Origin of the sequence: Micromonospora profundi, assembly GCF_011927785.1 — a bacterium.
Taxonomy (GTDB): Bacteria; Actinomycetota; Actinomycetes; order Mycobacteriales; family Micromonosporaceae; genus Micromonospora; species Micromonospora profundi.
In genome coordinates this window covers 2,410,380-2,428,105 of sequence record NZ_JAATJK010000001.1, presented here as the reverse complement: position 1 = coordinate 2,428,105, position 17,726 = coordinate 2,410,380, and the positions used below count along the sequence as shown (strand labels likewise).

At 71.3% G+C, this 17,726-nt stretch carries 18 protein-coding genes; 7 read left to right on the top strand and 11 right to left on the bottom strand.

Annotated elements, in window-relative coordinates; translation table 11 throughout:
- Positions 1 to 70: 70 nt before the first annotated feature.
- A complete protein-coding gene (locus F4558_RS10750) occupies positions 71 to 1,750 on the top strand; it encodes a right-handed parallel beta-helix repeat-containing protein (protein ID WP_053660110.1) in 1,680 nt (559 codons plus the stop codon).
- A gap of 143 nt (positions 1,751 to 1,893) precedes the next feature.
- On the opposite strand, the gene F4558_RS10745 is transcribed toward F4558_RS10750, so the two are convergent.
- Both F4558_RS10745 and F4558_RS10740 read right to left on the bottom strand, forming a co-directional pair.
- Entirely contained in the window at positions 1,894 to 3,990 is a 2,097-nt protein-coding gene (locus tag F4558_RS10745; RefSeq protein ID WP_167943932.1) for a PQQ-dependent sugar dehydrogenase, read from the bottom strand.
- A gap of 23 nt (positions 3,991 to 4,013) precedes the next feature.
- Positions 4,014 to 4,970, bottom strand: coding sequence for a sugar phosphate isomerase/epimerase family protein (locus F4558_RS10740; protein WP_167943931.1), 957 nt, complete (start codon positions 4,968 to 4,970; stop codon positions 4,014 to 4,016).
- A 614-nt stretch (positions 4,971 to 5,584) separates the two neighbouring features.
- On the opposite strand from F4558_RS10740, the gene F4558_RS10735 reads away from it, so the two are divergent.
- Complete coding sequence (locus F4558_RS10735; RefSeq protein WP_053659960.1) at positions 5,585 to 6,853, top strand: L,D-transpeptidase; 1,269 nt, start codon at positions 5,585 to 5,587, stop codon at positions 6,851 to 6,853.
- A gap of 218 nt (positions 6,854 to 7,071) precedes the next feature.
- On the opposite strand, the gene F4558_RS10730 is transcribed toward F4558_RS10735, so the two are convergent.
- Positions 7,072 to 8,088, bottom strand: coding sequence for an SMP-30/gluconolactonase/LRE family protein (locus F4558_RS10730; RefSeq protein ID WP_167943930.1), 1,017 nt, complete (start codon positions 8,086 to 8,088; stop codon positions 7,072 to 7,074).
- Positions 8,089 to 8,332: 244 nt separating this feature from the next.
- On the opposite strand from F4558_RS10730, the gene F4558_RS10725 reads away from it, so the two are divergent.
- Complete coding sequence (locus F4558_RS10725; RefSeq protein WP_167943929.1) at positions 8,333 to 8,785, top strand: STAS domain-containing protein; 453 nt, start codon at positions 8,333 to 8,335, stop codon at positions 8,783 to 8,785.
- Positions 8,786 to 8,906: 121 nt separating this feature from the next.
- On the opposite strand, the gene F4558_RS10720 is transcribed toward F4558_RS10725, so the two are convergent.
- A complete protein-coding gene (locus F4558_RS10720; RefSeq protein WP_053659963.1) occupies positions 8,907 to 9,299 on the bottom strand; it encodes an FKBP-type peptidyl-prolyl cis-trans isomerase in 393 nt (130 codons plus the stop codon).
- Positions 9,300 to 9,502: 203 nt separating this feature from the next.
- Entirely contained in the window at positions 9,503 to 10,060 is a 558-nt protein-coding gene (locus F4558_RS10715; RefSeq protein ID WP_197281640.1) for a DoxX family membrane protein, read from the bottom strand.
- Between the two features lie 191 nt (positions 10,061 to 10,251).
- Here F4558_RS10715 and F4558_RS10710 point away from each other — a divergent pair, with 191 nt between their 5' ends.
- Together F4558_RS10710 and F4558_RS10705 are read left to right on the top strand one after the other, a co-directional pair.
- Positions 10,252 to 10,941: a CBS domain-containing protein gene (locus tag F4558_RS10710; protein WP_053659965.1), complete on the top strand. Its 690-nt coding sequence runs from the start codon at positions 10,252 to 10,254 to the stop codon at positions 10,939 to 10,941.
- Positions 10,942 to 11,103: 162 nt separating this feature from the next.
- Positions 11,104 to 12,030 (top strand): TerC/Alx family metal homeostasis membrane protein, encoded by a 927-nt coding sequence (locus tag F4558_RS10705; protein WP_312877431.1) that lies wholly within the window; start codon positions 11,104 to 11,106, stop codon positions 12,028 to 12,030.
- 15 nt (positions 12,031 to 12,045) lie between these two features.
- On the opposite strand, the gene F4558_RS10700 is transcribed toward F4558_RS10705, so the two are convergent.
- Genes F4558_RS10700 through F4558_RS10685 form a run of 4 tightly spaced genes read right to left on the bottom strand, consistent with a single transcriptional unit; the run spans position 12,046 to position 13,619 of the window.
- On the bottom strand, positions 12,046 to 12,588 hold the full coding sequence (locus F4558_RS10700; protein WP_167943927.1) for a hypothetical protein: 543 nt from the start codon (positions 12,586 to 12,588) through the stop codon (positions 12,046 to 12,048).
- On the bottom strand, positions 12,585 to 13,109 hold the full coding sequence (locus tag F4558_RS10695) for a hypothetical protein (protein ID WP_053659971.1): 525 nt from the start codon (positions 13,107 to 13,109) through the stop codon (positions 12,585 to 12,587). The genes F4558_RS10700 and F4558_RS10695 overlap by 4 nt, the downstream gene beginning before the upstream one ends.
- 1 nt (position 13,110) lies before the next feature.
- Positions 13,111 to 13,434, bottom strand: a complete 324-nt coding sequence (locus tag F4558_RS10690; protein ID WP_167943926.1) for an Asp23/Gls24 family envelope stress response protein — start codon at positions 13,432 to 13,434, stop codon at positions 13,111 to 13,113.
- Complete coding sequence (locus tag F4558_RS10685; protein WP_167943925.1) at positions 13,431 to 13,619, bottom strand: hypothetical protein; 189 nt, start codon at positions 13,617 to 13,619, stop codon at positions 13,431 to 13,433. The genes F4558_RS10690 and F4558_RS10685 overlap by 4 nt, the downstream gene beginning before the upstream one ends.
- Positions 13,620 to 13,774: 155 nt before the next feature.
- On the opposite strand from F4558_RS10685, the gene F4558_RS10680 reads away from it, so the two are divergent.
- Positions 13,775 to 14,653, top strand: coding sequence for a DUF2726 domain-containing protein (locus tag F4558_RS10680; protein ID WP_167943924.1), 879 nt, complete (start codon positions 13,775 to 13,777; stop codon positions 14,651 to 14,653).
- Between the two features lie 289 nt (positions 14,654 to 14,942).
- Entirely contained in the window at positions 14,943 to 16,259 is a 1,317-nt protein-coding gene (locus tag F4558_RS10675) for a hypothetical protein (protein ID WP_167943923.1), read from the top strand.
- 118 nt (positions 16,260 to 16,377) lie between these two features.
- Here F4558_RS10675 and F4558_RS10670 read toward each other — a convergent pair whose 3' ends face one another.
- Together F4558_RS10670 and F4558_RS32115 are read right to left on the bottom strand one after the other, a co-directional pair.
- A complete protein-coding gene (locus tag F4558_RS10670) occupies positions 16,378 to 16,725 on the bottom strand; it encodes a histone-like nucleoid-structuring protein Lsr2 (protein ID WP_053659978.1) in 348 nt (115 codons plus the stop codon).
- 156 nt (positions 16,726 to 16,881) lie between these two features.
- Complete coding sequence (locus tag F4558_RS32115; protein WP_312877305.1) at positions 16,882 to 17,418, bottom strand: response regulator; 537 nt, start codon at positions 17,416 to 17,418, stop codon at positions 16,882 to 16,884.
- Positions 17,419 to 17,726 lie beyond the last annotated feature (308 nt).

The window sequence follows — 17,726 nt, the reverse complement described above, 5'->3', positions numbered from 1 at the left end:
GGTTTCCCGGACCTCGGATCGGGAAGTCGACCCCGCCGGAGTGCACCAGAGCGTCGGAGGGAGCCCGTCCGTGACGTACGAGGTGCTGTCCAACGTCGTCCGGGAACGACGACCCGCCTCGGCCGGGGCGCCGCTGTACTGCGACGCGCGGGAGTACGGGTTGCGCGGCGACGGCGAGACGAACGACCAGCCGGCGCTGGCCGCGCTCGTGGACCGCCTGGGCGCAGGCTACGCGGCGGACGGCCGCGCGCGGGTCATCTACTGCCCGCCGGGCATCTACTCGATCCGGGACGCCGGCACGGCGTGGCGCAGTGGCGTCTCGCTGATCGGCGCGGGCCCGGCGGCGACACGGTTCCTGCTCAGCAACGAGGGAAACCGGACCGACCCCACCCCGCTGGCGTTCTGGACCACCCTGCAACACGGCGCCGACCGGGACCGGCACATCGCCGACTGCACGTTCGCGGACTTCGAGATCGACGGGTCCGGTGTGGCGATGGCCGAGTACAACTACCTCGCCAAGGGCCTGGGCCTTCAGTACGTGGTGCGCGGCGTGTTCCGCAACCTCTTCATCCACCACACCGCGGCCACCGGCCTGGGCTGCGACTTCCTCCAGGACAGCCTGATCGACGGCTGCGTGGTGGTCGGCTGCGGCCGGCTGGACAACGGCGAGCAGATGGGCGGTGCCGGCATCGGCGTGGGCATCGGTGGGTGGGGCGACATGGAGCGGCTGACCATCGCCAACTGCACCACTGTGGCCAACGGCACCAACGGTATTTTCCTGGAGCTGCAGAAGGACTACTGGACGCCGCCGCGCGGCTACCGCATCGTCGGCTGCCACAGCCAGGGCAACAGGTTCGGCATCTCCGACTGGGGCGCCGACGGTCTCATCGTCTCCGCCTGCACGATGACCGGCAACCTGGAGGCCGGCTTCGACGTCTCGGCGAAGGGCACGGCGGGCGTGGCCGGACGCGGCGGGCTGCTCAGCGACTGCGTCGTCGACGGCAACATCCGCGACGGGGTCAGCATCGGCAACAGCCCCGGCCCGTACTCGATCCGGGGTAACCGGATCAGCGGGAACGGGCGCAACGGCTACCACGGTCACGACCTCGGGCAGGGCTACTCGGGGCCGGTCCGGGACGTGGTGATCGAGAGCAACGACTTCTGGAACAACGGGCTGGACGCCATCCGGATCGACCATCCGATGACCGACGCGGTGGTGCTGAACAACCGGATCCGCAACAACGGTCAGCAGCGGGCGGCCGGCACCACCGGCGCCGGTGAGGCTGTGCGCTACGCCGAGCGGTCCGTGGTGGACCGGACCGCCGACTGGCCGCCCGACGGGCACCGGGGCAAGGTCCTGCGGGTCGGACGGTCCGTCGCGGTGGTCGCCTCGAACACCGGCGAGGAGCTCGTCCTCGCGCCGGTACGCCCCGACGCCATCAGTGCGTGGAGCGGCGACGTCCCACCACCGGGCTGCCGATACGAGCTGTCCACGGCACCCGAGCGGCGGGCCGGCATCGCCATCGACGCGGCGTTCGACTCGGCCACCATCCGCGGCAACCGGATCTGGGACAACCACGAGGACAAGACCCAGACCCACGGATTGTGGATCACCGAGCGGGGCAGCTGCGTGGACTGCCGGGTCGAGGACAACGACCTCGCCGGCAACGCCGACGACGGAATGCTGCTGGACACCCCGCCGGTGGGCGGGCGCTGGCGGGACAACCACGTCGACAGCGGCTGGGGCTGAGCGGGCGCCGACCCTGGGCGACTCGACCGGGGCGGATTGTCCGGCGGTGGCTTGGGGTTGAGCGGCGGACGGGTGGAGTGGCGTGACGTTCGGTGGCGGCGGCCGGAGTGCTCCGGGCCGCCGCCACCGTCAATCCGCGTCGGTCAGCCGGCCAGGCCCGCGACCGGGTCGGGATCCAGCACGACCGTCGCCGTACCGGTCTGCGCCGGCACACCGGGATCGGTCGGCGCGTCGGTGTACTCCGCGACGAAGACCGCCGTCAGGTTGTCGGCCCCACCGTGCCCACCGTCGACGAAGGTGGCGATGGTCCCGGAGCATCCGGTAGCCGAGGAGAGCGGATGTCCGTGCTCGTCGTGGCCGAGCACGTAGGTGACCTTCACCCGTGAGCAGTCCACCGGCAGGTCGTCGGTGACCCGCACCTCGTACGCGACCGTCTGCCCGAACTGGAAGGGCTGCCCGGCCACCGGAGCGACGAACTCGACGACCGGCGCCCGCGGCCCGACCAGCAGAGGCAGGGTGGCAGCTGCCGACCGGCCGGTGCGGTCGGTCACCTTCAGCGTCGGGGTGTACGAGCCGTTCTCCTGGAACGTCCACGTGGGGTTCGCCTCGGTGCTGTCCACCGAGCCGTCCGCGTTGAAGTCCCACGCATAGCTGAGCCGGTCGCCGTCCGGGTCCGTGGTGCCGGCGCTGGAGAACGCCACGGTCAAGGGCGCCTGCCCGGCGGTCGGGGTCGCGCTGATCTTCGGGATCGGCGTGCGGTTGCCGCGGACGAAGTCGATCCGGGACAGCTGGGCGTCCGGGTTCTCGGCGAAGTAGCCGTCGCCGTACTCCAGCACGTAGAGCGCCCCGTCCGGGCCGAACTCCATGTCCATCGGGTTGTCCACCACTATCGACGGCACCACCGACCGGATGTCCTTGACGTCGCCGTCGGAATCGAGTCGGAACTCCTTGATGTAGTCCCGGGTCCACTCGTAGAACAGCGGCACCCCGTCGTAGTAGGCCGGCCAGCGGGTCCGCGACGTGCTGGTCCCGTCGTAGTCGTACGCCGGGCCGCCCATCGGGCCGATGCCACCGGTGCCCAGTTGCGGGAACTCACCCGACGCGGCGGACGGGTACCAGACCTCCGGCTGCTCCACCGGCGGCAGTTGCCGCTTGCCCGTGTTGTGGGGCGAGTCGTTGACCGGGCGCTTGCAGTTGAACTTCGGGCCGGACTGGCCGGTCGCGAAGTCGTAGTCGCGGTAGGCGATCGTCGGCGTCACGCAGTACGGCCAGCCGTAGTTCGCGGGCTTGTCGATGAGCATCCACCGGCCGTGCCCGGCGGGCCCGCGCTCAGGGTTCGACGAGGACGCGTCGGGCGAGTAGTCGCCCAGGTACACGTTGTCGGTGCGCCGGTCGACGGCGAACCGGAACGCGTTACGCAGGCCCATCGCGTAGATCTCCGGGCGGGTCTTCGCCGTACCCGGCTTGAAGAGGTTGCCGGCCGGCACCGTGTAACCCCCACCGGCCTTCACCTTGATGCGCAGCAGCTTGCCGCGCAGGTCGTTGGTGTTGGCCGAGGTGCGCTGGGCGTCGAACGCCGGGTTGCGGTCGGCCCGTTCGTCGATCGGGATGTAGCCGTCGGAGAAGAACGGGTTCGTGTCGTCGCCGGTCGACAGGTACAGGTTGCCCTTGCTGTCGAAGTCGATCTGACCGCCGACGTGGCAGCAGATCCCACGGTCGGTGGGTACGTCGATGATCTGCTGCTCGGTGCTGAGGTTGAGCTTCATCCCCTCGAGCTTGAACCGGGACAGCCGCAGCGCGCCTCGGAACCGCTGCCAGTCGGCCTCGGTGCCGACAAGCGGCGCGTCACCCTCGTTGACGTCGGGGGTGGCCGGGTCGTCCACAGGGGTGTTCATCGGCGGCGAGTAGTAGAGGTAGACCCACTTGTTCTTGGCGAAGTTCGGGTCGATGGCGACCCCCTGCAACCCCTCCTCGTCGTGCTCGTACACGGGGATGTCAGCGGCGAGGGTGTTCAGCCCGGTACGCGGGTCGTGGATGCGGACCTCACCGGTGCGGGAGGTGTGCAGCACGCGCAGGTCGGGCAGGACGGCGAGGCTCATCGGCTCGCCGGGAAAGTCGTTGAGCGTCACCTTCTGGAAGCTGCTGTCCGGCGGCGCTGCGGGAGCTGCCGCCGCTGCCGTCGGTGCGGCCAGGCCGGCCGTCACCAGGAGCAGGGCGGACACGAAAGCGGTCCTGTTCATCAGGTAGTCCCCCGAGGTGGTGGTCAGTACCGGAGTGAGGCGAGATAGTCGAAGCCGACCCGGGCGGTGTCCAGGGCGTCGGCGGGGGCGCGCGGCGGGGTGCCCGCGTCGTCGCGCTCCACGATGTACTCCTCGATGCCTGCTTCTCGCTCGTGCGCGAAGATCCGGCCGAAGTCGATGACGCCGTCGCCGAGGTCGGCGAAGCCACCCTCGACGTCGAGGTCCTTGACGTGCACCTGGCGGACCCGGCCACGGTTGGCCCGGATCACGTCGACCGGGTCGTGCGCGCCCCGCCAGGTCCAGTAGAGGTCGAGTTCGAAGTGGACCAGCCGGGGGTCGGTCTGCCCGGCGAGGATCTCGAAGCCCGTCGAACCGTTGGTCAGCGGTACGAACTCCAGCTGGTGGTTGTGGTAGCCGAAGTCCAGCCCGGCGCGCTCGGCCAGCCTGCCGGCCTGGTTGAGGTCCCGGGCCAGCGCACGGTAGACGGCGGGGTCCCGAATCGGGCGTCCCTGCGCGTCGCGGCCGAAGTACGGGTGGACGACCTTCTTGCAGCCCACCACGTTCGCCTCGGCGAGGGCGCGTTCCCAGGTGGCGGCGTCGAACGGCTGCGGGATGCCGACGTGCCCGGAGGTGGAGCGCAGCCCGGCCGCGTCGAGTGCGGCGCGGAACTGCGCGGCCGTACGCCCGACGAAGCCGGCGTGCTCCACGCGGCGGTAGCCGATCCGCCGAAGGGCGGTGAGCGTGCCGGGCAGGTCGGCGGCGAGCTGGTCGCGCAGCGTGTAGAGCTGGATGCTGATCCGGTCCACCGGCACCCGGCGGCGGCCGGGGGAGTGCGCTGCCGGTGCGGCGCTGGCCGGGCCGGTGAGCAGGCCGGCGGTGCCGACGGCGGCGGCGGAGACGGTCGCGGCGCGGAGCACTCCGCGCCTGCTGAGCGGCTCGGACGCCACTGGCGGCACCGGCTCGTTGGTCTGGTGATCCATGGTGGTGGTCCCTTCCTGACGGCTGGTGTGCCGTCTGCGGCGTCGACCGGCTGCCGCCGTCCGGGCGCGCCGAACCGGCCGGAGGCGGACTCCGGCTGGACGGTGAGGGACGGTGCGCGGGTGCGGCCCGGACCCGTGTGGGCCGGAGCGCGGCGACCCGGTGCGGGCGGCGGCAGGCTGATCGACGGATGGGCAACCCTCTATCTGAATCGCGACCTTACCCTTGCCTCCGGACGAAGGCAAAGCTTCGTCTCGATTGGCAGAAGTTTCGCTCCACCTGACAAAAGTGCGCTCACCGGGTGCGGCGGTCGCCCGCTCTCCGGCTCCGTACGCCGGCCGGTGCCGTCACGCTGTTCCGTCGCCGGAAAGTCGCACACCAGTGGTCATAGGTGCGAGCCCGGCGTGGCGAGGGCGGGACGGGACGTTGCGGCCCGGGTGGGCCGGGGCCGGTCGGGTGAGGGCCACAGGCGGCAGTTGTGCGCTTTATTCGTCAACGGCACAACGTCGGAAAATGTGCCGATAAATGCGCGGCCGATTATTTCCGAATGGCCCGGACGACCGTGGCCAGGCCGCGAGAATATGGCGGAGGGAAGTCGAAAACGGGGGGACTGAACATGACGCCTAGGCGGCGATTGACGCTGTTGGCGGTAACCATCGCAGCCGCACCGCTCGTGCTGGGTGGGTGCACCGCCGACCGGAAGCCGGCGGCCGAATCGGCCAAGGAACACGCCCCGGCGCCCGAACTCACAGTGACGCCGGGGGACAAGACCCGCGACGTTCCGGTCAGTGCCGAGGTCGGCACGGCGGTCAAGGGAGGACGGGTCACCGCCGTCCGGCTCACCGACGACAAGGGCAAGCAGGTCGAGGCGGAGCCACGGGAGGACGGCTCGGGGTGGGTGCCCAGCAAGCCGCTGCAACCCCGGCGTACGTACACGGCGGAGGTGACAGCGACCGGCGACTCGGGCGCGACCACCACCCGGACCACGACCTTCACCACGATGCCCAAGTCCACGAAACCGCAGATCACCAGCACCCTCTATTTCGTCGGTAACCGGACGTACGGCACGGCGATGCCGGTAACCGTCGCGTTCGACCCGGCAATTCCGAAAGAGGCCAGGGCGGATGTGCAGCGTCGGTTGTTCGTAAAGACGAATCCGCCGCAGCCGGGGACGTGGTCGTGGCTGGAGGACGGTAGTCAGGTCTATTACCGGGCACCCGATTTCTGGCGGCCGGGGACCACGATCAGCGTGCGGGCCGGGCTGGAAGGGCTGCCCATCGGCAAGAAGCTTGTCGGCGACGCGGAGCGGACCGCGACCTCCAAGATCGGACGACAGGTCTCCCTGGAGATCGACAACGCCACCAAGCAGATGACGGTGCTGCGCGACGGCAAGCAGATCCGCCGTATCCCGGTGAGCCTCGGCAAGCCGAGTACGCCGAGCTCCAGCGGCAAGATGGTGATCATGGAGAAGCATCAGCGGACCACCTTCGACACCCGTGGTGAGCCAAACGGTGGCTACGTGGTCGACGTGGACGACGCCCAGCGCTACACCTGGGGCGGCGAGTTCATCCACTCCGCCCCGTGGTCGGAGGGGGACCAGGGCAACACCAACGTCTCGCACGGCTGCGCGAACGTCTCCGCCGCAGCCGCCGACTGGCTGATGGGAGTGACCCAGGTCGGTGACCTCGTCACCGTCAAGGGCACCGAGGTCGAGTTGCAGCCGGGCAACGGCTGGACGGCGTGGAACGTGAGCTGGGACGAGTTCGTCAAGGGCAGCGCCCTGCCGGTGCCGGCCGGGCTCGGGCCCGCGCCGGCCGCGCCGGCCCACCCGGGCGCGGTGGCCGGTGGCTCACCCGCTCCGGCACCTTCGGTAAGCGGTCGCTGACACACCATCGACCGGGCCGGGCCGCCTCGCTGGCGGGCCGGCCCGGTCGCTGCGTCCACCGCCCGCCGTCCCGGCGTGGTCCAGGTCCGCCGTCCCGGTCGCCGTCCAGGCTCTGCCGGGCTGGTCGCCCTCCAGGGCGCGCCTGCCTGGTCGCCGTCCAAAGGCCCGCCGGGCAGCCGGGATCGCCGCCCCGGCACGGCACGGGCGTCGTCGCATGCTCAGTCCAGCGGTACGCGGGCCACCCCGGACCCGGTCAGGCTGCCCAGCCAGAGTTGGTCGCCGTGCTGGCGTACCCCGGTGATCATGGGATAGTGCCCGGTCGGGCCGTGCAGCGTCCGGCGGACCGCGCCCTGTTCGTCGACCAGGGCGACCAACCCGTAGCGGCGCGGCTGCGGCTGCATCGCGTCGGGCAGCAGCGCGGCGATCTGGCGCAGCCGGGGATGCGGCAGCAGTCGCTCGGCGATCGGCACGCGAGGGCTGGGCAGCGCGATCCAGTACGTCCCGTCGCCCACCGCCGAGAGATTGTCCGGATACGCGGGCAGGTCGGCGAGCACCCGGACGCCACCGCCCAACTCGACGCGGAGCAGCCGGTGGGTGGAGGTCTCCACGAGCATCAACGCCGACTCGTCCGGAGTCAGCGCGATTCCGTTGGGGAAGTACAGCCCGTCGGCCACCAGCTCGGTGTGCCCGCTGCCCGGGTGATGGGCCAGTACGCGGCCGTTGGGGCGGTGTTCCAGCAGGTCCCGTTTCCAGTGCGAGACGGGGAACCGGTCCGAGCTGTCGGTGAAGTAGACGGTGCCGTCGCGGGCCACCGTCGCGTTGTTGGCGAGGTGCACCGGGGGTGCCGTCCCGGTCAACTCGCGGACCGCGCCGTCGGGCGTGACCCGCAGCAACCCGCGGTACGCGTCACAGACGACAAGCGCCTCACCGGACGTGTCCACCTCGATGCCCAGCGGCCGGCCACCGGTCTCGGCCAGCAGCCGGGGCCGGGTGCCGGCCGGAGCGTCCGTCGGCCACCACCAGAGGTTGCCGTCCTCGTCGCCGCTGATCACCCGGCCGACCGCGTCGACAAGGACGTCCTCGGGGCCGACCGCGCCCTCTGGCAGGGGCAGCAGGTCGACGTGGTCGAGTCGGCGGTCGGTGGCGGCCCACGCTCCGGTCAGCGGAGGCGCAACGGTGGCCGGCTCGCGGACGGGCCGGATCAGCCGGGGCGGCCGGGGTCGGGGAATCACCATCCGGTCATTCTCCACCCGGGCGGGTGGCGCTGGCGTGATCCACTCGGTTCCGTGGAATCGGGGTGTCCAGGTCGGCGGGACACCCCGGTTTCACCGAAGCCGAGTGGGTCACGCTCCGGCTGGCGGATCCCGGCGCGGTACCCCTGAGGGGGATCAGGGGTACCCCGGGGGTTGACCCTGGACGTACCCGGAATCACCGCGTGGAGGGACGAAACTGTCGGGGGTGGCGGCTAGATTTCATGGCATGGAAGATCGCAGCGACCGGCTCGACGTGCAGCTCAACGTGGGTGACCGGGTGGTCCAGGTGCGGGTGGCCGGCGAGGTCGACATCGCGACGGTGGCCGCGTTCCGATCCGCGCTGTGGTCCGCGCCAGCCCGGCCGGTCGTCCAGCTGGAGATGTCCGAGCTGCGACTGCTGTCCGCCGCCGGGGTGCGCACGTTGCTCGCCGCACATCTGCGGATCCGGGCCCGGGGCGGCGAGCTCGTCCTTGTCGACCCGACGCCGATGGTGGCCCGGGTGCTGCGCGCCACCGGCCTGCACCGGGTGATGACGATTCTGGAGCCGACCCGGGTTGTCGAGGCCGCGCGTCGCCCGGTTTCCGCCGGCGTGGTCGGTGCCCCGCGTCGGTCGGTCCCCGTCGCCGCCGCACACCGCCCGCAGGCCGTGACCGCGCGCTGTCTGCCGTGCGCGGCCTGACCGTCGGGCCGCGTCACTCATGATCACCGGGTCTCTGTCGGCCCTGGGCTGACTGTTCGCGCCCGTGGTGACGTCGGGCGCGGGGCCGCCGGTTCGAGCCGGCGACCCCACCGACGATCGGTCAGCGCACGCCGAGCAGGTCGACGACGAAGACCAGCGTCTCGCCCGGCTTGATGACGCCGGCCGCGCCGCGGTCGCCGTACCCCAGGTGCGGCGGGATGGTGAGCCGGCGGCGACCGCCGACGCGCATGCCGACCACGCCCTGGTCCCAGCCGGCGATGACCTGACCGCCGCCGAGCGGGAACTCGAACGCCTCGCCCCGGTTCCAGGACGAGTCGAACTCGCCGCCGGTGGAGTGGGCCACTCCGACGTAGTGCACGCTGGCCAGCTGACCCGGCTGGGCCTGCGGGCCCTCGCCCACGGTGATGTCCTCGATCACGAGGTCGGCCGGCGGGGCACCCTCGATCGGCCCCACCTCGGGCTTGCCCGAACGGGCGTCTGCTGCCTGGTTCATGCGGGAACTCCTGCCGTTTGGGTGATGTGTCCGGTCACCGTCGATCCTGCCGGATCGTCTGCGGCGAATGTCCGGCGGACCCGTCACCTGCCCAGCCGGCGCGGCGAAGCCCTCGAAACACGCCCGGAGGGGATGAAGTCCGGGCACACGCTTGCGGGCGTCACCGATGGTGACGCCCGCTGTGGGGATGGTGCCGTGTTCGGTCATCGCAGCCAGGGCAGCTGTCGGACGATCGGCAGCTTCGCCCACACCCGGCCGAGGCCCCAGGTGTCACCGGCGTTGACCAGCGCCAGGACTGCGAGCACCGCGGCGTAGATCAGGTGGTCGTCCATGAAGGGGTTGTTCTCCGGAGGCAGGACGGCGGTCCACATGAGAACCAGCAGCAGTCCACCGGCGACGGCGGCGATCCGCATCCCGATGCCGAGCAGGAGAGCGATGCCGATGCCCGCCAAGCCGATCATGAACAGCCAGTCCGCCCAGGCGGCGCCGGCGATCCCGGTGTAGAGGTCCTTGAACGGCCCGGTCACGCCGAAGGTGAGGAAACCCTTTGTGGGGCTGCCCCCGTTGATCCAGGCGTTCTTCGTCTCGGTGGCGAGCCCGAGGCCGAACAGTTTGTCGATGAACGCCCAGAGGAAGATCCAGCCGAGTGCCATCCGGGTGCCGGCCAGGATGTAGCGGGTGGCCCTCTCCCGGGTGGTGTCGGCCGCCGGAGCGGTGGTCTTCGCGGTGTTCCGCTCGATCGTCGCGGTCATGATGTCCACGTCCCTTCTCTGCTTCGCACCGCGCTTCCCGGTGGCATCTCAATTGGACACTTGCGGCGTCGGCGCTGGCAGGGCCGACCGGACCGCGATGGCCCGGGACCTTCGACCCCTTCCGACCCGGTCCGTCGGCACTGACCGCCGTCACTGTCTGTCAATAACGTGCGGGGTGCAGGCGTACGAGGGAGGCCGTGATGAGGACCTGGCAGGTGGGCGATGTGATGACCCGGGAGGTCGTGACAGTGGAGGCCACGACTCCGTACCGGGAGATCGTCGATGTGGTGTTGCGCCGCGGGGTCAGCGCGGTGCCGGTGGTCGACGGGTCGCTCCGGGTGTTGGGCGTGGTGTCCGAGGCGGACCTGTTGCACCGGGTCGAGCGTGCCGGTGAGCCGGCGCAGCGGCGGGTCTTCGAGAGCCGCCGTCGGCGCGGCGCGCGCGGCAAGAGCGAGGCGCTGCTGGCGGGCGGCCTGATGACCGCGCCGGCGGTGAGCACCCACCCGGAGGCGCCGTTGTCGGCCGCCGCACGGCTGATGGACCGCGAGCAGGTCAAGCGGCTGCCGGTCCTGGACGACCTGGGCCGGCTGGTCGGCATCGTCAGTCGCGCCGATCTGCTGCGGGTGCACCTGCGTTCGGACGCCGAGATCCGCGAGGACGTGGTCCAGGAGGTGCTGCGCCGGGTGCTGGCAGTGCGGGACGGCCTGGTGACGGTCACCGTACGCCACGGCGAGGTGACACTTGCCGGTCGACTGGACCGCCGTTCAGCAGTCGACCTCGCGGGACGGCTCGCGGGCCAGGTCAGTGGTGTCGTAAGGGTGGTAAACGCCATCGCCTACGAGGCTGACGACACGGTCACCGATCCCGCTCAGATGATGCCTGTCGCCTGAGCGTCCACCGGTGCTGGGTCGTGAACTTCGGCCGGAGCACCGACGACAGGCCGGCCGTTCGCCTAGGCTCGAAACGGCCGGCCGGCGGGCCGGATCCCCTGTCAGCGGCGTACGAGCGAGGTAGCGGGCGGTTCGGCGAGGCGGTGGGCACGGGTGGATGACGTGGTCGCGGTACCGCTGTGGGCGTGGGTGGTGGTCGGTGCGGTGATCACCGCGCTGCTCGCGGTCGACCTGGTGTCGCATCGGGACAGCCACGTCATCGAGCTACGTGAGGCGCTGCTGTGGAGCGCCGCCTGGATCGCTGCGGGACTGCTGTTCGGGGTGGGCGTCTGGTGGGGCCTCGGCGGCGACGCGGCCATCGCCTACTTCTCCGGCTATCTGCTGGAGAAAGCGCTCTCGGTGGACAACGTATTCGTCTTCGCCCTGCTCTTCGGCTACTTCCGGGTGCCGGCGGGCTACCAGCACAAGGTGCTGTTCTGGGGGGTTGTCGGGGCGCTCGCCTTCCGCCTGCTGTTCGTTGTGGCGGGCGCGCAACTGCTGGAGCGGCTGGCCTGGGCCGGTTACGTGCTGGGAGCATTCCTGGTCTGGACCGGCTGGCGGCTCGCCGTACGCGGGAAGCCCGACGTCGACCCGGACCGCAACGTGGTGGTCCGGGTGTTCCGCCGGGTGGTGCCCACCGAGGCCCGTTATCACGGTGACCGCTTCACCGCCCGGGTCGAGGGCCGCCGGGTGGCGACGTTGCTGCTGGTGGCGCTCGTGGCGATCGAGGCCACCGACGTGGTCTTCGCGATCGACTCGGTGGCGGCAGTCCTGGCCATCACCACGAACATCTTCCTGGTCTGGACGGCGACCGCGTTCGCCGTGCTGGGACTTCGCAGCCTCTACTTCTGCCTCGCCGGTCTGCTGCGGCACTTCGGCTACCTGCGCTACGGCCTGGCGCTGCTGCTCGCGTTCGCGGGAGTGAAGCTGATCCTCGCCGGGACACCGGTGGGCGAGCTGCCGATCTGGTTGACGCTCGCCGTCGTGGTGGTGACCCTGACTGTCGCCGTCGGGGCGAGCATCGTCCACCGCGACCGAACCGCCCGCTGAAAAGGCGTGCGCGGATCAGGGGCTACCGGGTTGGATGCGGGCTGTCACGTCGAGGTGCGCCGGTTGGCAGCCGGCGGTCACGGCGAAGCGGCGGACTGCTGCGTCGACGTGTTCGCGGGCGCCGCCGCAGATGTCGGCGGCGAGGTCCACGCTTATCCACACGTCGGGGTGCGGCGGCGCGCCAGTCAGCACGACCCGTGCCCGGCGTACGCCGGGACCGCCGGTGAGGTCGCGTTCCAGTGCGTGGGCGAGCACGTCGGCGGGCAGTCGGGTCCGGCCCGGGCGTCGACCGGGGTGGCTGAGCGTTCCGCGCAGTGCGGTGCCGGGCTTCCGCAACTCCCGGGCGAGCAGTCGTTGCCCGGCCAGGGCGAGCAGCAGGCCCGCGACCGCCGCGGCCAGGGTGCTCCACGGGGCGGCCTGCCGCCACCCGTCCAGCAGCGCGGGGCTGAGCACCATCGCGTCCGGAGTTCCGTACGTGAGGGCCAGCGTCGCCGTACCGCCAGCCACCAGCAGCAGCGCGACGACGGTCCAGAGCAGCCGGTGCGCGGCGTTCGTCATGCGGGCCGTCCACGAGGTGGCAACCGGACCTCGATCCGGCCGGTCGCTGGCGCGGCCAGCCGGCGCAGTTCCTGGCGCACGGCGTACTCGACCTCCGGGCGGGCCGCGGGGTCGCCGGTGGCGCGTACCCGGTGACGCCACCGGCCGTCGCGCCGCCGGACCTGGACTCGGGCGCGGCGTACGCCCGGAACGGCGCCCGCCACGTCGGCGAGTCGCCGCTCCACGCTGCGGCGGTGCAGGTGCCAGCCGTCGGCGTCGTCCAGCCGCAGCCGTACCGGCGTCCACCGGCGTAGTTGGGCGACGAGGATGGCAAGGCCCAGGAACACTGCCGTGGCGGCGACCACCCGGACCGTCGGGTCCCGCCACCGGGTGGTGGTCAGCGTGTCGTACCAGCCGGTCCGATCCAGCACCGACGCCGGGCGGTGCAGGCTGACCAGCAGCGCCTGCACGGCCAGCAGGGCGCCGCCGAGGGCCAGCGCGACGGCCAGCAGCAGCGAGGCGACCCGGTTGACGGTACGCATCTCAGCCGCCGTCCACGCCGGGGACGAGCAGGTCGTCAACGGTGACGGTCACTGTCACCACGGTCAGGCCGGTGCTCGTGGTGATCCGGTCGGCCACCGCTGCCCGTACCGTCTCGGCGACGGCGGCCACGTTGTGCCCGTACCAGGTGATGAGGTGCAGGTCGAGGCCCACGGACTGGTCGTGCAGGCGTACGGAGGCCGGGTTGACCGCGCAGACTCCGTCCACCTGTCGGGCGGTCTCCGTCGCGATCCGCGCGACTGTCGCCGCGTCGATGATCGGCTCGGGCAGGGCGACGCCCGGCACGGTCGGCGGGTGGGCGGTCATCGGTGACGCCGGGAGTCGGCGCGGTCGCCCAGTCCGGTGACCGCGAGGTCGCCGTCGAGCACCCGGACCACGAGCCAGCCGAGCAGGCCGGCCAGCACGGCGACGGCGGTCACCTCGACGCCGGCGAGCGCCCAGACCGCCACTCCGAGGAAGCCGGCGAGGAAGCCGAACTGCTGACGCGACATGTCACCTCCCGACCGGCGGTACCGGCGATGCCGCTGGATACACCCGGAGGCCACCTCTGGAACGTCAGCCGGATGTGATCCACGTCACAGCGCGTCGCGGCCCGCCATGATCGACCACCTAGACTCGGCCGGTCCGAGCGACCGGGGGATGGCAGATGACGAGCAGCGACGAGCGCGGCTGGCTGCGGCCCCTGCCCGCCGACGGTGGGCGCGACGCGCTGTTCACCCGCGCCGGTCACCGGGTGTACGCCGACCGCCGGCTCAGCGAGCTGGTCCAGGGGCGTCCGCCGGGCGTCACCGGCAGCCAGTGGAGTTCGGCCAGCCGGGCGTCCTTCGACCTCGTGGTCTGCGCCGCCGACTCCGGCCGGCCCGTCGTCGCTGTGGAGATCGGCCCGCCCGCGCTTCCAGGCTCGGCCGAGCAGCGCGCCGAGCGACTGAAGGACGCCGTCAGCGCGGCCGCCGGGCTGCCCGTGCTGCGGGTCGGTTCGCCGACGCTGCGGGCCGCCGACCAGGGCCGGCGTCTGGTCGAGTACGTCATCGACGCGCGCGACTATGCCTCAGGCGCCGGGATGGGCGGTACCGAGGACGACCCGGCCCCGGTGGGTTTCCGGGACATCCTCGGGCGGCTCCCGGACGGGCGTACCGGCCCGGTCAACGACCTCGGCGCTTTGAGTCGCGCGGCGGCGGTCGACGCGTACGTGGCGGGACGGGTGGCCGACCCGATCGTGCGTGCGCTGCACGTGCGCTGGGCGGACGGCCGGGCGGAGGGGTGGAGCTGGTTGCAGGTCCGCCCGGACGTGTGTCTGGTGGAGTGCGTCTCGGTGACCGAGCAGCGGTTCTCCTGTGGCGTCGACGCGGCCCGGTTGGCCGAGGATCTCGCGGCGGTCGCCGTCGGTGTGCGGCTGCGAGGGCTGGAGCCCGACGACCCGGCACTGCGGGCGCGGGCCGATCTCACCGCGGAGATCGTCGCGTTGAGCCGGCGTCGCCACGAGTTGGTCGGCGGTTTCGCGTTCGACCATCTCTGCGTCGACTGATCGGCCGTTTCCCCTCTGACCTGCTGCGCCTTCGATCAGCGTCGGGTCGGGGCAATTTTCTCCGCGCCGGTTTGAACCTTCCCGGACGCGGTCCCGTACTCCTGCGCGAATGAAGAGGATCTCCCCATCCGCGTCGACCGGGCGCGGGAGACGGTGCGGAAAGGGCATCGTCGGCCATCGACACGTTACCGGGTAGGTCGCGGTGGTCGCCGCCGTGGCGTGCCATCTCACATCCGTCGGTCCGCCGAGGGCAGGAATCCACTACCGGATCGAGAAGGAGAGCAATTCGATGCGCAGGTCCACTCGGGCACGCCGGCCATCCGGCATCGCGCGGAGCAAGCGTCTGCTGGCCGTTGTCGGCACGCTCGTGGTCTTCGGCGGAGTAGTCGCCGTCACCCAGATTTCGTCGGCCCAGGACCGGCGGACGAACAAGCCCCGGCCGGCCGCCGGACAATGCGTGGAGCCGAGCCCCGGATCGACCGCGCCGAGCGGCAACTCGACAAGCCGAACCTGGCAGAACGGCCGGTGGGTACGCAATCACTGGGGTGACGGGCAGCAGTCGGTCGCGGAATGCGAGGACGGTAAGGACGGCACTGTCGGCACCGGTTCGGCAATCGCCTGCCCGGATGTGGCGGCGCGGCTGCCGCAGGTGCCGGACCGGGCGCGTGCAGAGGTCGACCGCAATCTGGCGCAGTTGCAGACCCAGATCGCGGATGCCGACCGCCGGCTGGCCGCCGAGGGCAACAAGGGCGAGGCGTTCATCCGCAACGCGATCCTGCAGCCGTTGGCCGCCAAGCGGAAGGCGGTGTTGGACCGGATCACGCTCGCCATCGACCGGGTGGGACCGCGTCCGCAGGGTCTGGCGCAGCTCGCCGGGTGCCAGGTGCAGCCGACCGGCAACACGGGCGGCAACAACGGTGGCGGTAACAGCGGCGGCGGGAACACCGGCGGTGGCAACAATGGCGGCGGGAACACCGGCGGTGGGAACACCGGTGGCGGCAACAACGGCGGTGGGAACAACGGCGGTGGCAACAACGGTGGCGGCAACGCCCCGGGTGCCGGCCTCGGTGTGCTGGCCAACAACTGCGACGAGAGCCAGTTGCAGGCGCACGACGGCTTCCAGAACGGCAACCGCTGCGTGAGCACGGCGTTCGGTGAGGTCGGCGCCGCCGCCAACAACCCGTCGCTGCTGATCACCCAGTTCCCGCAGCAGGTCGACCGCAACCAGACCTTCACCCTGCGGATCAGCACCCGCAACCTGGTCCGGGACCGCTTCCTCGCGGCCGGTCAGGGCGGGTACTACGTGGAGAGTTCGCTGCTCAACGCCCAGGGCCTGGTGCGGGGGCACTTCCACACCGCCTGCCGGATGCTGGACAGCCTGACCGCGCCGCCGGAGCCGCAGGAGGTGCCGGCGTTCTTCGTCGCCACCGAGGACGGTCGCGGCGGTGCCCAGCCGGACGAGGTGACCATCCAGGTCCCGGGCCTGCCGGAGTCGGGTACGGCGCAGTGCTCCGTCTGGGCTGGCGACGGGTCGCACCGTCTGCCGATGATGGAGCGGGCCAACCAGACCCCGGCGTTCGACGCGGTGCGCATCGAGGTCAACTGATTCGGAGTTCGACCGGCGGCGGCCGGCCACCCGGGGTGGGTAGCCCCGAGTGGCCGGCCGCACACAAACTGACGGGGTCACGCCGTTGCCGGCGGGACCCCGTCGTTGTGTCGCCCGATCAGCGGTTCTTGTACGCCTCGACGACCTCGACCGGGATCCGACCCCGCTCGGAAATCTTGTAGCCGTTCTTGACGGCCCATTCCCGGATGGCGCGGTTCTGCTCCCGGTCCATTCCCGCGCCGCTGGGTCGTCCAGGGCGCCGAACGGTCCGCGTGCTCTCCACCGGCCCCCGACCGATGCGCCGGCCGGCATTGATGTACGGATCCAGAGCCTTGCGCAGGACGCCGGCATTCTCGTCCGAGACGTCGATCGTGTAGGCCGCGCCGTCGAGGCTGAACTCGACGGTCCGGTCGGCCTTCCCGCCGTCGAGGTCGTCCGTCAGCACCGTGATTACTTTTCTCGCCATTGCCAATTACTCCCTGTGTGTGGCGGGATGTGCCCAAAGTCTGACCTATCATCCGGGGAAACCGCAACAATATGCGTCCCATTCATTTCGGCGCGTCGCGATTGGGGGACGCGCAAAACCGGGAACAGCTGCTGAATCAGCGGCGCTGGCGCAATGTCATTCGGTGAGGAGACCGGTCTGACCGGCGACGGCAGCGGCCTCCGCCCGGTTCGACACCCGCAGCTTACGCAGCAGCGCGGCGGTCATCCGTTTCACCGTCCGCTCCGACACGTGCAGTTCCTCGGCGACGTCGAGGGTGTTGCGTCCAGCGGCGATCGCCCGCAGCAGTCGGCATTCCTCACTGTCCAGGTCGACGGGCGCGGGCCGGGTGGGTCGCAGCAGTGCGCGCAACAGGTCGGCCGGCAGCACCGCCCATCCGTCGAGGATGGCCAGCAGTGGGGGCAGTAGCTCCTCCGGCTCGCTGGTCTTCGGCAGGAACCCCTCGGCGCCGGCCCGCAGCGCCTCCAGCGCGGGCGCGGGGTCGGTGGAACCGGACATCGCGATCACCCGTACCCGGGGGGTGGTCCGGCGGATCGCGGCGATCGCCCGGATGCCGCCGGGCGGCGGCATGTGCAGGTCGACGAGCGCCAGGTCGGGGCGGCAGCAGCTGACCAGTGCGGCGGCACCGGCGGCGTCACCTGTCGACGCGATCACCTCGGCGCGGCCGTCGGTCGTCGCCGGGATCCGGGCCCACGCCGGACGGCAAGGGCGAGTTCCGGTACGACGACAACCCCGTCGCGAACGCCCCGGAGCCGGCGCTGGCCCCGGGTGACCCGCGGCTGTACGGCACCAACCCGGGCATGGTCGGCGGGATGGTGAACACGGTCAAGAGCAAGCTCACCTGATGCCTTCTCGTCGGGTCGCCCGGGGTTCCCGTGCGGCCCGACGGCGGGTGTCAGCCCGCGTCCGGAGTGGCGCCGGCAGTGGTCTGGGTCACATGACGGAACAAGGGGAACGTTTTG

Bases quoted from the DNA above. Each gene is read 5' to 3' on its own strand.
- F4558_RS10745 (WP_167943932.1), bottom strand. From the start codon at position 3,990: ATGAACAGGACCGCTTTCGTGTCCGCCCTGCTCCTGGTGACGGCCGGC.
- F4558_RS10740 (WP_167943931.1), bottom strand. From the start codon at position 4,970: ATGGATCACCAGACCAACGAGCCGGTGCCGCCAGTGGCGTCCGAGCCG.
- F4558_RS10735 (WP_053659960.1), top strand. From the start codon at position 5,585: ATGACGCCTAGGCGGCGATTGACGCTGTTGGCGGTAACCATCGCAGCC.
- F4558_RS10730 (WP_167943930.1), bottom strand. From the start codon at position 8,088: ATGGTGATTCCCCGACCCCGGCCGCCCCGGCTGATCCGGCCCGTCCGC.
- F4558_RS10725 (WP_167943929.1), top strand. From the start codon at position 8,333: ATGGAAGATCGCAGCGACCGGCTCGACGTGCAGCTCAACGTGGGTGAC.
- F4558_RS10720 (WP_053659963.1), bottom strand. From the start codon at position 9,299: ATGAACCAGGCAGCAGACGCCCGTTCGGGCAAGCCCGAGGTGGGGCCG.
- F4558_RS10710 (WP_053659965.1), top strand. From the start codon at position 10,252: ATGAGGACCTGGCAGGTGGGCGATGTGATGACCCGGGAGGTCGTGACA.
- F4558_RS10700 (WP_167943927.1), bottom strand. From the start codon at position 12,588: ATGACGAACGCCGCGCACCGGCTGCTCTGGACCGTCGTCGCGCTGCTG.
- F4558_RS10695 (WP_053659971.1), bottom strand. From the start codon at position 13,109: ATGCGTACCGTCAACCGGGTCGCCTCGCTGCTGCTGGCCGTCGCGCTG.
- F4558_RS10690 (WP_167943926.1), bottom strand. From the start codon at position 13,434: ATGACCGCCCACCCGCCGACCGTGCCGGGCGTCGCCCTGCCCGAGCCG.
- F4558_RS10685 (WP_167943925.1), bottom strand. From the start codon at position 13,619: ATGTCGCGTCAGCAGTTCGGCTTCCTCGCCGGCTTCCTCGGAGTGGCG.
- F4558_RS10680 (WP_167943924.1), top strand. From the start codon at position 13,775: ATGACGAGCAGCGACGAGCGCGGCTGGCTGCGGCCCCTGCCCGCCGAC.
- F4558_RS10675 (WP_167943923.1), top strand. From the start codon at position 14,943: ATGCGCAGGTCCACTCGGGCACGCCGGCCATCCGGCATCGCGCGGAGC.
- F4558_RS10670 (WP_053659978.1), bottom strand. From the start codon at position 16,725: ATGGCGAGAAAAGTAATCACGGTGCTGACGGACGACCTCGACGGCGGG.